Source organism: Eubacterium limosum (assembly GCF_000807675.2).
Lineage (GTDB): Bacteria > Bacillota > Clostridia > Eubacteriales > Eubacteriaceae > Eubacterium > Eubacterium limosum.
On sequence record NZ_CP019962.1, the window covers coordinates 2,098,596 to 2,112,742 of the forward strand.

Annotated in this window: 12 protein-coding genes; 5 read left to right on the forward strand and 7 right to left on the reverse strand. The window is 43.6% G+C overall.

Annotated features, from left to right (window positions below; all coding sequences use genetic code 11):
• The first annotated feature begins 121 nt into the window (after nt 1–121).
• Entirely contained in the window at nt 122–778 is a 657-nt protein-coding gene (locus B2M23_RS21750; RefSeq protein WP_341455943.1) for a hypothetical protein, read from the forward strand.
• The gene (locus B2M23_RS09705; protein ID WP_341455944.1) at nt 775–2,208 is read left to right on the forward strand and encodes a hybrid sensor histidine kinase/response regulator; all 1,434 of its coding nucleotides are present in this window, start codon (nt 775–777) and stop codon (nt 2,206–2,208) included. Before B2M23_RS21750 ends, B2M23_RS09705 begins: the two co-directional genes overlap by 4 nt.
• 45 nt (nt 2,209–2,253) lie before the next feature.
• Here the strand turns inward: B2M23_RS09705 and B2M23_RS09710 are convergent, their stop codons facing one another.
• The 3 genes from B2M23_RS09710 to B2M23_RS09720 form a co-directional block, all read right to left on the reverse strand.
• A complete protein-coding gene (locus B2M23_RS09710) occupies nt 2,254–3,648 on the reverse strand; it encodes a sodium-dependent transporter (RefSeq protein WP_038352688.1) in 1,395 nt (464 codons plus the stop codon).
• Between the two features lie 210 nt (nt 3,649–3,858).
• Nucleotides 3,859–4,503, reverse strand: coding sequence for a class I SAM-dependent methyltransferase (locus tag B2M23_RS09715; protein WP_038352687.1), 645 nt, complete (start codon nt 4,501–4,503; stop codon nt 3,859–3,861).
• A gap of 335 nt (nt 4,504–4,838) precedes the next feature.
• Nucleotides 4,839–5,372, reverse strand: a complete 534-nt coding sequence (locus B2M23_RS09720; protein ID WP_038352686.1) for a M48 family metallopeptidase — start codon at nt 5,370–5,372, stop codon at nt 4,839–4,841.
• Nucleotides 5,373–5,593: 221 nt separating this feature from the next.
• Here B2M23_RS09720 and thyX point away from each other — a divergent pair, with 221 nt between their 5' ends.
• From thyX to B2M23_RS09735, 3 genes are all read left to right on the forward strand, one after another.
• Nucleotides 5,594–6,364, forward strand: coding sequence for an FAD-dependent thymidylate synthase (thyX, locus tag B2M23_RS09725; RefSeq protein ID WP_038352685.1), 771 nt, complete (start codon nt 5,594–5,596; stop codon nt 6,362–6,364).
• 41 nt (nt 6,365–6,405) lie between these two features.
• Nucleotides 6,406–7,254, forward strand: coding sequence for a hypothetical protein (locus tag B2M23_RS09730; protein ID WP_038352684.1), 849 nt, complete (start codon nt 6,406–6,408; stop codon nt 7,252–7,254).
• A gap of 366 nt (nt 7,255–7,620) precedes the next feature.
• The gene (locus B2M23_RS09735; protein ID WP_167617846.1) at nt 7,621–9,801 is read left to right on the forward strand and encodes an EAL domain-containing protein; all 2,181 of its coding nucleotides are present in this window, start codon (nt 7,621–7,623) and stop codon (nt 9,799–9,801) included.
• Between the two features lie 45 nt (nt 9,802–9,846).
• Here B2M23_RS09735 and hydF read toward each other — a convergent pair whose 3' ends face one another.
• From hydF to B2M23_RS09755, 4 genes are read right to left on the reverse strand one after another with little or no spacing between them, the layout of a single operon-like run.
• On the reverse strand, nt 9,847–11,040 hold the full coding sequence (gene hydF / locus B2M23_RS09740) for a [FeFe] hydrogenase H-cluster maturation GTPase HydF (RefSeq protein ID WP_038352682.1): 1,194 nt from the start codon (nt 11,038–11,040) through the stop codon (nt 9,847–9,849).
• Nucleotides 11,041–11,071: 31 nt separating this feature from the next.
• Nucleotides 11,072–12,490, reverse strand: a complete 1,419-nt coding sequence (hydG, locus tag B2M23_RS09745; RefSeq protein WP_038352681.1) for a [FeFe] hydrogenase H-cluster radical SAM maturase HydG — start codon at nt 12,488–12,490, stop codon at nt 11,072–11,074.
• A 22-nt stretch (nt 12,491–12,512) separates the two neighbouring features.
• On the reverse strand, nt 12,513–13,553 hold the full coding sequence (hydE, locus tag B2M23_RS09750) for a [FeFe] hydrogenase H-cluster radical SAM maturase HydE (protein ID WP_038352680.1): 1,041 nt from the start codon (nt 13,551–13,553) through the stop codon (nt 12,513–12,515).
• A 3-nt stretch (nt 13,554–13,556) separates the two neighbouring features.
• Complete coding sequence (locus tag B2M23_RS09755) at nt 13,557–13,811, reverse strand: TM1266 family iron-only hydrogenase system putative regulator (RefSeq protein WP_038352679.1); 255 nt, start codon at nt 13,809–13,811, stop codon at nt 13,557–13,559.
• Nucleotides 13,812–14,147 lie beyond the last annotated feature (336 nt).

Below are 14,147 nucleotides of genomic sequence, written 5' to 3' on the forward strand. Positions count from 1 at the left end.
TGCCTCTCTGGGTCTTATCTTGAAAATATGATATAATATGATCATGCGTTTGTAAAATAGTGCAGCGTAAAACGCTGATTTCGATAGTATAGATGTACAAGGAAAAGGGAGAGGAAAACTTATGAAGGATCAGAAAACTGAAGAAGCTACAAGTGCTGAAGTGTTGTTATCACCTGATGAGTATCACCGAATAATGGAAGAAAATCGGTTGTTAGAGAAAAAAGCCGGGTATTTTAGATGGATGCTGGATGAATATGCCGGCAATGCATATATTGCGGATATGGAGACTTATGAGCTGTTGTATATTAATAAGACTTCCTATGAGACACTTGGGGCTCCGAATGAGAAAGTGATTGGACGTAAATGTTACGAGGTTATACAGTGCAGGACCAGTCCCTGTCCATTTTGTACTAATGCCTATCTGACGGAAGATGAATTTTATGAATGGGATTTTTATAATCCGTCTTTAGGGCGTAAATTTATGCTCAAGGATCGGATTGTTGATTGGGAGGGGCGCAGATGCCGTCTCGAGCTATCTCATGATAATTTTAGTACAGAGTATAAGCTCGAGAAAAAAGAACGGGAGCGGGAAGCCATTCTGAGAACTATTCCAGGAGGGTTCGCCCGGGTAGACGCCCGAGATATGCGAACCGTCTTATGGTATGGCGGTAATTTTTTGGAATTGATCGGCTATACGAAGGAGCAGTTTGAAGATGAGATGCACTCCCGTGCAATTATGTACATCCAGATGATATTGGGCGTGCGGCCAGAATCATGAACAATTCGAAAGAAAGCGGTATGTCTACGGCTGTTGAAGGGCGGGTTATAACCCATGATGGGAAAATTAAAATTCTTACAATGACCTACAGTTATGTCAGCGGCGAAGAAAGTTGGGATGGCATTGAGTCCTTTTACAGTGTTGGCATTGACATTACAAAGGAACGGGAGGAACAGGAGATACAGCGCAGGGTATTGAATGAAGCCTATCAGACAGCAAGGGTGGCCAATGCGGCAAAGACTAATTTTCTTTCAGCTATGTCTCATGACATCCGGACGCCAATGAATGCGGTTATGGGGATGACGGAAATTGCGCAGGCGAATCTTGATGCTCCAGACAAGATCCGAGACTGCCTGAATAAAATCAGTTCATCGAGCCAGCATCTGCTCAGCCTGATTAATGAAGTACTGGATATGTCAAAAATTGAAAGTGGCAAAGTTAACATGACATTAGAGCCCATTAATTTACAAGGACTTACCGATATAGTAGCAGATATGTGCCGGCCTCTGGTTAATGAAAAAAAACAGCATTTTGAGATCAGCCTTGAAAATGTTAAGCATGAAAATATCATTGCAGATGGCGACCGCTTGCGGCAGGTTTTGATGAATCTCCTTTCCAATGCCATCAAGTATACGCCCGAAGGTGGGAAGATATCACTGAAAATCAGTGAACAATACTCACCAAATCCTAAAAAAAGCCAGTATGAGTTTGTCTGTACTGATAACGGCATTGGGATATCTGAAGGGTTTTTACCCCAGGTATTTGATCCTTTTGCTCGGGCTGAGGATCACCAGATCAGTAAGATGCAGGGGACTGGCCTTGGAATGGCGATTACAGAAAATATAGTCCGCATGATGAATGGTACGGTCAGTGTGGAAAGCGTTAAGGGAAAGGGAAGTATATTTACTGTGTCTGTTCCCTTTGAAGTGTGTGTGAAGGATGAAACTTACCATGACACATTGGCTGGACCGTCTGAATCTGGAGATGGCGGCAGACGCAAAAACCATGAAAAAGATACGGTTTTTACAGATGAAATTTATGGGAAGAAAGTACTTCTGGCAGAGGACAATGAGATTAATCGTGAGATTGCTGTGGAGCTGCTTAAAATGTACGGTATAGAGGTTAATGCTGTTACCAATGGGGAGGAAGCAGTGGAGACTTTTGAGAAGTCAGCGCCGGAGGATTACAGTGCCATATTAATGGACATTCAAATGCCGGTTATGAACGGTTATGAAGCGACCCTGGCAATCCGTCATTTAAAACGTAAGGATGCAAAGACCATTCCAATTATTGCATTGACAGCCAATGCATTCACTTCAGACGCCGCAAAAGCAAGAAGTGTCGGTATGAATGACCATGTGGCAAAACCCATCGAAATGGATCGTCTGCTTGAAGTGTTGGAAAAATGGATGGATCAAAAATCCAACTAATCAAATAAAAGACCACTCTCTTGTGATAAAGAGTGGTCTTGTTTTTTACAGTGCAACGCCAAATTTATTTAGGTAACCCATAATAAAGATAAAGAGAATGACAAAAGGTAAAATCCAAGTTACATAAAAACGGATACCTTTTGGAAATTTTAAGCCGTTGCCGGTATTGGCCTCATTAATAAAAGCGTCCCAGCCCCAGCCTTTCTTAGATACACAGAACAGCAGATAAATAAGAGAGCCCAGCGGCAGAAGATTATTACTGACGATAAAGTCCTCAAGATCGAGAATACCGGTACCCTGGCCCAGCGGCTGAAAGCCTGAAAGTACATTAAAGCCCAGAATACAAGGCATGGACAAAAGGATAATGGCAACCAGGTTAATCAAAACGGATTTTTTTCGGCTAAAACCCCAGCGGTCAATGGCGAATGAAATAATGTTTTCAAACACAGCGATAACGGTTGACAGTGCGGCAAAGCTCATGAACACAAAGAACAGAGCACCCCAGACCTGGCCCATGGGCATTTCGTTAAAAATGTTGGGAAGTGTCACAAAAATAAGGGCAGGGCCTTCGTTAGGCGCAACGTTAAAAGCAAAACAGGCTGGAAAAATAATCAACCCGGACATAATGGCGACAGCCGTATCAAGCAGTGTGACACGGAGGGCTTCGCCGCCCAGTGTGTGGTCTTTTCCGATATAGCTTCCAAATATTGCCAATGCGCCGATTCCAAGGGACAGGGTAAAAAACGCCTGGCCCATAGCCGCAAAAATCGCTTCACCTAAAATCATATTTCCCTGAGCGTCATACATCAGATTATTGAAATCCGGCATCAGATAAAATTTCAGGCCTTCTGCCCCTCCTTCCAGTGTGACCGCACGTCCAACCAGAATGATCATGACTGCCAACAGGCAAATCATCATAACCTTTGTGATCTTTTCAACCCCGTTTTGAAGCCCTCGGGAGCAAACCCCCATACAGATCAGTACTACGATAATCATAAAAACGGTCATCAGGACAGGCTGCCCCATCAGGTTCCCGAATTCTGCAGAAACACCATCGGCGTTTAAGCCGACAAAATCGCCCTTGGCCATTTTAATGAAGTAAAGCAGCAGCCAACCGGCAATGGTGGTGTAAAACATCATCAGCAGATAATTTCCCGCGATACCAAAAAAGCTGTATAGATGCCATTTTGTCCCCTTTGGTTCTAATTCATCAAAAGAACGGGCAATACTTTTCTGGCTGGCACGGCCGACAGAAAATTCCATGACCATGATCGGCAGCCCCATGATGATTAAAAACAATAAATACAGTAAAACAAAAGCAGCGCCGCCGTATTTTCCAACAATATATGGAAAGCGCCAGACATTTCCCAAGCCGATGGCACAGCCTGCCGAAATCAGCAGAAAGCCCAAGCGAGATGAGAAGGTTTCTCTTTTTTGCACAATACATACCTCCTTTGCAAAAGTTTTCTTTTTAAATAAGTCCAACTTTTAAATTATATCAGATAAACTTTAGAGGGTCAATGGATGACTAGGAAGTGCGTGAAACTGCCATAAGAGTCAGTCTCTTTATTATAGGCAGAATAAATAAATAGAAACCCCTTCGGCAGACCCGAAGGGGTATATATTAACTCAGTATTAATTAAAATCTGTTTAAGCAATGAGTGGAATTCCGGAAGCAACAGCTTTAGCCAGGTAAGCGTGTTTATTGAGACGGCGCCAGGTGATACCGTTAAAGCCAGCTCCGCCAAGCATTTGCCAGATTTCTTTTTCAGAATACATGCGGATTTCTGTAACTTCATTGATAGGCTTACAGAAATTGTTGAGATAGCGCAGTGTAGCACCAAGATAGGTGTCACAGATAACCAGGATTCCCTTTGGTTTAAGTACCCGGTGTACTTCCTTTAAAACATTGTCTGGGTAGGGGTAGTGGTGAAAAGTTGAGGTGCTGACCACAACGTCAAACTGATTATCTTCATAAGGGAGACACTGTGCGTTCCCAAATTTGAAAGATACATTTTTGCCTTCCAGACGTTCTTTTGCGCCATTCAGACGGTCCAGAGAATAGTCGAAGCCGCAGGCTTCCATGTCCGGAAAGGTTTCAAAAAGCTGCTCAAGCATTTTTCCGCCGCCGCAGTCAAGGTCAAGCAACGTTTTAAATTCGTGCCCTTCGAGGGATTCCACAACTTCCTGACGACAGTCATGGGAATACTGCTTAAACTCACTGGTATTAAACATTGCCGCTAAAACGTCTCTACTAATAACAGATTTTTTTTCTGATTTTTCCTTGGTACTCATAATAATACTTCCTTTCGGCTTCCTGTGCCTACAGTGTAGCACTTTTCAAATCAAAAATAAACCTTAAAATTCACTTTAATTTAAAAATACTGTATACATAAAATGCATGAAAAGAAAATTTGAAAACTTGCAAAAATGCCATTTTTACAGGTCTTTTTAGCAATTAAAATGGAATTTAATTTAAAAATAATTCTTTCAAGATGAATGTAAAAAAGTGCATTTGTTGAAATAATTTGTGCTGACCCGATAAAGTGCCAAAGTGGTCGAAATGAAGTGATTTTTAATAAATCTTAAAAAAATCTTAAGCAATAAAAAAGACCGCAAAAGCGGTCATCTTAAATCGGATAATAGGTATTCAAAAAGTCTTCACGCTGCTTCCAGTCCGGCATCAGATTGCCGAGGGCAGAGTTAAAGCCAAAGTCATGACTGGGATATTTAAAATGAATCATCTCATGCAATGCAATATACTCGATACAAGGAACAGGAACCTTGATGAGTTCCAGATTTAAGATCAGAATTTTGCTTTTGGGAGAACAGGAACCCCATCGGTCCAGCATGCGGTAGATTCTGAGCTGCGGCATCTGAAGGCAGTATTTCGCTGCCTTTACAATGGCTTCGGCCAGAATGGGCACAAAAACCTCGCGGGCCTGTTCGCGGTACCACATATCCAGTGCCAGCTCTTTTTGCTTGCGGTTGCCCGGATCGATAACCTCCATAATCATATTTTCGCCCTGTATACGTACGCTGGGCTCTGCGGTTGTCTGCATAACAGAGAGGGTGTAGAAATGCCCTAAGTATTTATGTCGTTCGCCGGTTTCGTAGCGATATACTTTATTGTGCTCCGGCGTAATTTTTTGTCCTTTAAACATAATGCTACCTCCAAATCTTTATTTATTATACACGTTTTCAGCAGTATGGGGTTAATAAATAGTTGGCGGGAAAAGGGAATAATTTGTGGATATAAAAATTTATCTTAACTTATGAAATTTATATTCATATTTCGATTTGCGGGAACTCTCATAAATGGTATAATAATAACATTGTCTGTTTAGGACAAAATTACGACGCTCATAACAAAGGAGAGAAAACAATGGAAACCAAACTCAGTGTTACGTTAATCGAGCATACCCCCGAACCGGAAAAGCTTGTGGCTGCTGCTGCTAAACTCTGTTATTCGCATGCTGGTGCTGCGGAAATCATGGAGGATCTGACACCGGAAAATGTAAATAAATTTTTAAACCGTTTAATGGACATGGGACATGCTTCCCCCATTGAACATGCCAGTTTTACCTTTGCGATTGAAGGTGTGAGCCGTGCCCTGACTCACCAGCTGGTACGACACCGGATGGCAAGCTTTAGCCAGAAATCCCAGCGCTATGTTACGGAGGGGCAGTTTAATTACGTTGTACCTTACGAAATTGCAAACATTCCAGAGGCGAAAGAAGAGTATATCCGAGCCATGGAAAATGCCCAGCATTCCTATGATGTGATTGCTGAAAAACTCATTCAAAAGCATAAGCAGGAATTGATGGCAGAAGGAAAATCTGAAAAGCAGGCTGCAAATATGGCAGAAAAACAGGGAATCGAGGATGCCCGTTTTGTATTGCCAAATGCCTGTGAAACAAAAATTGTGGTCACTATGAATGTCCGTGAGCTGCTGCATTTCTTTAATCAGCGTTGCTGCATGCGTGCACAGTGGGAAATCCGAGCCTGTGCCATTGCCATGCTGGTGGAATGCCGCAAGGTTGCACCGATCTTATTTAAAAATGCTGGTCCACGCTGTGTGGAAGGCCCTTGCCCCGAAGGTGCAATGAGCTGTGGCAAGATCAATGAAGTTCGAGAAACCTTTAAAGCTTTATAAAGGACAGGTGTGTATAAAAATTTAAAAAGGTTGGAAAAAGTATGAATGACATTCAAAATCCATTAAAGCTGAACATTATTTTATCTCTGATCGCATCGGTTTTGGGCGTTCTGGTGGTCTTTGTACCTGGTATGATGGCGGATATCGGCCCATACCAGTTCTATTGCAATTATTTTGGAATTATCCTGATTGTCGGAGGCATTCTCTTTGCGCTGTTTTATTTCAAACGCTACAAGGCATTTGAAAACTTTATAAAGAGCGATGAAGAAAAAATCTGTTGGGAGTACGATGATGCTTTATATGAAAGCTTTATTGGCGAGCTCAATGAAATCCAGAAAAAAGCCAGTAAAAAGAAATTTTTTATTCTTCTGGCGGTTATCGTTGTTTTATCAGTTGTCCTGTTCTTCCTGTTGAGTGAGGAAAGCAAGATGCTGGCTGTAGCTTTTGGGGTGTTCTTTGCAGTCACTGCGGTAATATTTGTGCTTATTGCGCCAAACTCTTTCCGCTTGAGAGCGACAAATAAACCCTATTGCTCCATTATCGGTGTGGATCAAGCTTATATGATGGGCCGTTATCATTCCTGGAAACGTGCAAGAGCCAAGGTTAAGGAGCATGACAATGGACATCATGTTTACCGTGTGTTGGCTATCAATTATGAAGCCATGACAGTCAATGGTAAGCTTTTTAGAGAATGGAACGCTCTGTTGCCCAATGAAAACTCTGAAACCATTCAGATCGCCAAGGGGCTGGCCAATAAAATAAATCGCCGTACTAAGGAATTCGAGGGTAAAGGTAAAAAGAAAGACATCTTAGAGCGTCTTTTTGATAAAATGCTCGGCCGTTCAGATGATGACAAGGATGATAAAAAAAGTAAGAAAAAAGAGTCTTGATGAAAAAATCTTAAACATTCCGGTAAATTTACCGGAATGTTTTTTTGTTTGAAATGCTTAGGATACGCAAGTTTTGTTGAATAAAAATATTCCATACCGTTTTCTGTGGTAGACATAAGTATATCCATATGGTATAATAAACCATACCCCCAAAGTAGAAGGTTTTAAGGATATAAAATGAAGCGTCAAATTTTTAAAAAAAGCTCACCCAAAGAGCAGAAAAACAATCTTTTTTATTTCACACTTCTGCGAATTTTAATTTTGGTATTTGTGGCGATGCTGATTGGATCCATGATTTTAACGTATTTTTTCAACTTGGATACTTATCGAAATAATCTCAGGCACCAAACAGAAACCGCAGAAGAGATGCTAGCAGATACCATTGACCACCTGGGCGATGAAACCCTTTATCTCAGCAATAGTACCAGTATCAGTACACTGCTGGAAGGTGGGGACGGTATCGCTGATGGAGGAGATAAAGAAAAGGAAGCAATCCATGTGGTCGAAGAGGCTGTGAAGCTGATGCCGAATTATGTTGGTATGCGCATTCTGGGAAAAGATAATCAGATTTATCTTAAGAATACAGTGCTTCAAGTCATTGATGGACTGGAGAGCAGTATAATGGATAATACACCGGATTATTTTCAGGGTGATCCATACCGGGTAGATTTTACCACATATAAAGATGAAGCGGTGGTAGAGGTGTGCGCGCCGGTCTGGTCTGCCGGCGGCGAGTACCTTGGCTGTATCAGTTTATATTATGACAATGATTTTATAAGTCTGCCCGATAATGAAAATGAACGGAGTACAATTCTGTTCGACAGTGACAGCTGGATGCCGGTGGCAACAAAAGGAGATCTCAGTCTTGGTGATGCCAATGACGAAGTGGTCAATTGTTCTGGACTTTTGGAAGGGATGATCGAAACAGAAAATACACGCGATTCTTTTACTTATGTCGATTCGGATGGGCAAAGGATGATGGGCTTTGTGGCCAGGGATGCGCAATACCCCATGGCTCTTATGACCTCTGTAAGCAGCCGTGCGATTTTTCAGACTGTTCTGAAGTACTCGGCCTATCAAATTGTTTTGACCATCATTTTACTAATTGTTTTTGGCCTTGTGCTTTACTATTTTTACAGTCGGATGAAACGTCCGGTTCGGGAAATGAACGAACGATGCGAGCGTATGTCTGAAGGAGAGGAAGGACTCGATTTTGGACATTATAACGATGAAGACTTAAATGTCCTGTCTGATACCCTGCTAAGCTATTGTAAAAAACTTGAAAAGGCTGCGTTTGTAGACTTTCATCTGAACTTGGCTAATTTTTCAAAAGGATATCAGGATATTTTTCGATTCATTCAAAAAAAGGAACCTTTTACAGTCTATATGCTTGACGTGGCGAATTTTGGAAAATACAATCGGATTTTTTCGATTGAGACGGGTAATGAGATTCTTTTATGTATCAGCAGTGGTCTTCAAAAGATTTTTGGCGATCAGATATACCATGTCTACGGCGACCGGTTTATGGGCATAAATGCTATGCAGGATGGTGACGATGGGATTCAGCTGGAGCTGCAAAAGCTGATGGATTCAGAGATAGCCGTTGGAGCCGCCAGCTTTCAGCTTAAATATAAGGTTGGTATCTGCCGCTATCCTGAACATGGTGACAATGCCAAAGATTTGGTGATGAAGCTTTGGCAGACGTTGAATTTTGCGAAAAAGTACAGCGAGGAAAGTGTCGTCATCTATAATCAGACGGTGCTCAACGATGTGAATCGTGAGAATAAAATACTTGAGCTGTTAAACAGACAGATCGAGCTCCAGGATTTTGACGTCTGGTATCAGCCGGTTTATGATTACAGGAAGAAACGTTATACCACCGCAGAGGCCCTGATGCGGCTCCAGGATGAAAATGGCCAATATATTCCACCTTACGAGGCCATACGGGTGGCTGAAAAGAATAATCTGATAACAGAGGTCGGAGAACTGGTGTTAACAAAGGCCTGTCAAACCATGAAGTTTTTGTCAAACCAAGGCACAAGCATTGAAAACATTACCGTCAACTTGTCGGTACAGCAGCTAGTGGATCAGAATTATGGGAAGAAAACGCTGAATATTATTCATGAATCTGGTATTACGCCAGACCAGATTTGTGTGGAAATTACAGAAGCCCTGTTATTGCAGTCTTTCCCGGCTGCCATTGACGTTTTGAACCAGATGCACGCAGCTGGAATTCGTATTGTTATGGACAATTTTGGATCAGGTGAAGGCAGTATTTCCTATTTTTCTCAGGTTCCCTTTGCTCTGGTTAAGCTGGATCATCGTTTAGTGCAGCAGGTACAGCAGAATCAAGAACAGTTTGAGTTTGTCCGAAAAATGGTTGAGATGATCAAGATCAAAGAGGTTAAGGTCGTTGCCGAAAGGGTCGAAACCGAAGAAGACCTGAACTGGATGATTCGCTGCGGAGCAGATTATGTTCAGGGTTACTACTATTCCAAACCTCTTGAAGAAAAGGCCTTTTGGGAGCTGGTTAAAAAGAAAAGTTAAGTAAAATATAAAGGAGGTATCGCGTTTCGCGATGCCTCCTTTGATTTATACCAGGTCGATTTTATCCAAAATACCAGACAAGTGGGCAATGGTGACTCCGTAGTTACACATGGGTACGCCCTGGCTCCTGGCTCGTTCGACTCGGGAGAGCACATGCTTGCGGTTAAACATACAGCCGCCACAGTGAATCACCAGGTCATATGGCGTCAGGTCCTGAGGGAAATCATTTCCGGCTACGATGTCTATGTTCAGCCCTTTTCCGACACGCTTCCTGAGCATATTCGGGATTTTTTCGCGGCCGATATCCTCTTCGAGAGGTGCATGAGTACAGGCCTCCGCAATAAGAATCCGGGAGCTCTCGGTCAAATGGTCAAGGGCTCTGGCGCCTGAAACAAAGTAATCCAGGTCTCCTTTGTAGGCGGCAAATAGCACTGAAAAAGAAGTGAGCTTGCTTTCAAGGGGTTTTTTATCATAAACGGTTTTAAAGACTTGGGAATCGGTGATGATGAGCTTTGGCGGGGCTGTCAGGCAGGCGATGGCTTCAGCAAAACGGTCGGCAGTGGCACTGTGGACAATACACTTTTTATCCAAAAGCTCGCGGATAGTCTGTACCTGTGGCAGGATAAGCCGTCCCTTAGGCGCCTGAGTATCCTGCGGCATGACCAGCATAACCAGATCGCCGTCTGCGCAAAGGCTGCCGGTAATGCTCTCGGCCTCATAATCCTTGGGAAGTGAGCGGATCAACGCTTCTCTTATACGATCCATTCCCTCCCTTGTTTTTGCGCTGACAATCAGAGGTGGCACTCCAAGTTGGGTTTTGATTTCACAGACAAGCGGTTCAATATCTGTTAGAATATCGGATTTGTTAATGATGGGGATAACAGGTGTATTTCGTTTTTTAAAGGCATCAATCCAGTCATATTCTTCTTCAGTATGGGTATCGCCCCAGACTACAAGGGCAATATCGGTTTTATCCATGGCCTTGCGAGTCTGTCCAACGCGCATTTCGCCAAGCTCGCCGACGTCGTCAAAGCCGGCAGTGTCGATGAACATACAGGGCCCAATACCATGGATCTCCATATATTTGTAAACGGGGTCAGCGGTGGTACCGGCCACGTCCGATACCAGCGCGATTTTCTGACCGGTCAAGGCATTGATCAATGAGGATTTGCCACTGTTGCGTTTTCCGTAAATACCAATATGAAGCCGGTTCGAACGAGGGGTGGATGTTAAACTCATAAGTACTCCTTTTTAATGTCTGGCAAAGCAATCAGAAGCGGAAATCCCGCTGGCCCTGAGAAATAGCCTTGAGGTTTTCAATGGCAATATTTCGCACCTTATCTTTTGGAATGTCCTTTAATTCTTCATTAATGACAAAGTCACCTTTGGCTTTGGTATCGGGGCTGGCATAATCCTCAAGATATTCCTTGAGGGTCATCAGTGCATTGGGCTGGCAGCAGTTGGCAATTTGACCGGCCTTTACCAGGCTCATGAACCGGTCGCCAGTACGCCCCTCACGGTAACAGGCGGTGCAGAAGCTTGGAATATAGCCAAGCTGCAACAGCCAGTTGACCACTTCATCAAGGGTTCGGGTATCGCTGACGTCAAACTGGGCAGAGTTATCTTCTTCCTTTTCAGGCTCGACGTAGCCGCCGACGGAAGTGCTGGAGCCTCCGCTGATCTGGGAAATACCCAGATCCAGAACCTTTTCACGGGTTTTCTGGGATTCTCGAGTCGAGATGATCATACCGGTGTAAGGTACGGCAATGCGCAGAACAGCGACAATTTTCTGAAAGATTTCGTCAGAAATAGCGTCGGAAAAGGAGTCTGGGTCAATATCGTCTGCAGGGCGGATACGCGGCACAGAGATGGTGTGTGGCCCAACACCCTTTGCTGCTTCCAGATGCTCAGCATGCATTAAAAGCCCTACAAAGTCGTAGCGGTACATGTTGAGCCCGAATAAAACGCCGATGCCCACATCATCAATACCGCCGTCCATGGCGCGGTCCATGGCTTCAGTATGATAAGCGTAGTCATGCTTTGGTCCGGTAGGATGCAGTTTTTCATAGTTTTCTTTATGGTAGGTTTCCTGGAATAAAATATAAGTACCAATACCAGCGTCCTTAAGCTTTTTATAGTTTTCTACGGTGGTGGCGGCAATGTTGACATTGACACGGCGGATCGCACCGTTTTTATGTTTGATGCCGTAAATGGTCTGGATACTTTCCAGTACGTACTCAATGGGATTGTTGGCTGGATCTTCACCTGTTTCCAGCGCCAGGCGCTTATGACCCATATCCTGAAGAGCAATAACTTCGTCACGTATTTCTTCCTGTGTCAGTTTTTTTCGCCGGATATGCTTGTTCTGACGGTGATAAGGGCAATAGACACACCCGTTAATACAGTAGTTTGACAGATAAAGCGGGGCGAACATAACGATGCGGTTGCCGTAAAATTTCTGTTTGATTTCTTTGGCGAGGGTATACATTTTTTCATTTTCATCCTCAAGGTCACATTCCAGTAGAACAGCGGCTTCTCGATGACTCAGGCCTTTGCAGTCTTTTGCGCGTTCGATGAGGCTGTCGATGAGCGCTCTGTTATTTCTGTTGGCTTTCGCATATTCAAGGGTTTCTAAAATTTCTTCATGGTTGATGAATTCAGTTGCGGTTAATGATTCCTTATTGTACATTTTGATACTTCCTTAGCTAAACTTATTTTTCGGCCGCGTCACCGCGGTCCACAGCCAGATCATAGCCGATCCGGTGCATACGCTTCTGAAGGCAGGAACGGCACTCGGCCGCTTCGTCTCCGGTACATATTTTATTGTCATACAGGGCATATTTTTTTCGAACTGAAAGAGGGGACAGGTTCGGCATGACCACATTGGCGCCTGCCAGTACACCTTTTTCACGGCCGATGGGGTCAATGGTTCCAAGGGCAGTGGTCGCTGGTATCAAGGCGTTTGGCAGCATGAGGCGGATCAGACCGATTAAGAAAAGGGTTTGCTCCACAGTACCTGGCCTTTCATTGCCAAAAGGGGTATCCTTCTGGGGAATAAAAGGTCCTATGCCTACCATGGAGGGTTCCAGTGCTTTCATGAATAGAAGATCCTCAGTCAAATGCTCGGCTGTTTGTCCAGGTGAACCGACCATCATGCCAGTGCCTACCTGATAGCCAATCGCTTTAAGATTATAAAGACAGCTTTGGCGCGTTTCGGGAGAAAGCGCTTCGGGATGCAGGGTATGATAATGTGAGAAATCTGCTGTTTCATGCCTTAAAAGATAACGGTTCGCACCAGCATTGTAAAGACGTTTATAGGATTCGATGCTGCGTTCGCCCAATGACAGGGTAATGGCACAGTCAGGATAGGTTCGGCGGATATGTCCGACGATGCGGCACATCCGGTCGTCATTAAACCAGGGATCCTCACCGCCCTGGAGTACAAAAGTCCTGAAACCCAGTTTGTAGCCTGTGGTACAGCACTCCATGATGTCATCCTTGGAAAGGCGGTAGCGTTTTACGCAGTCATTACTTCTGCGGATACCGCAGTAATAGCAGTCGTTTTTACAGTAGTTTGAGAATTCGATGAGTCCGCGGGTATAAATACGGTTTCCATAATATTTTTGAGCCTGATATCGAGCCCTTTCAAAGAGAAAGTCCGAAAGCTCCGGTGTCTGTCCGGTAATCAGTTGAATCCATTCTGCTTTTTCCAGCGACTCATTTTGTTCCAGTTTACAGATTAGGTCTTTCATTGTTTACTGTGATGGCAATTTTGAATAAACGGTTTTGGCATTAATATTGGGCAGCATGCCCAGCTTACCTGATAAGGCACTGATTACATCCGTCGGAGCGTCGACAATAACACTGATAACGGATATGTTGCGCTGCTTGTAGGGAATGCCCATTCTGCCGATAATAAATTCGGAGTAGTCATGTAAAATGGCATTAAGGCTTTCCACCGATTCTGGGCTTTCAACAATAATTCCAATTAATGCGATTCGTGTTTCCATAGCATCTTCCTTTCTTAGTTATGTAAAAGTATCAAAATGCAAAAAGCTCCCTGTGCCGAAAAAGGCTCAGGGAGCGATCATAACAAAATAAGGCTTGCCCGATTTCATTGAGAAATGAACACACTGGCAACCTGTGGTTATTGGCCCGCCTTCGCAGTTTGGGAAATCCCTTACCTTCAGCACGATACTTTTGTAAAACTGGCAGCGTTGCTTAGGATTGGCGCGAAGCCTCTCTGACAGCCTGACTGCTGGTATGAATTTACTATAGCACAGTTTTCAATCGGTTGCAATATTTTTTAATTAAAGAGCAAAATTTTACTTCTATTAAAATATTTT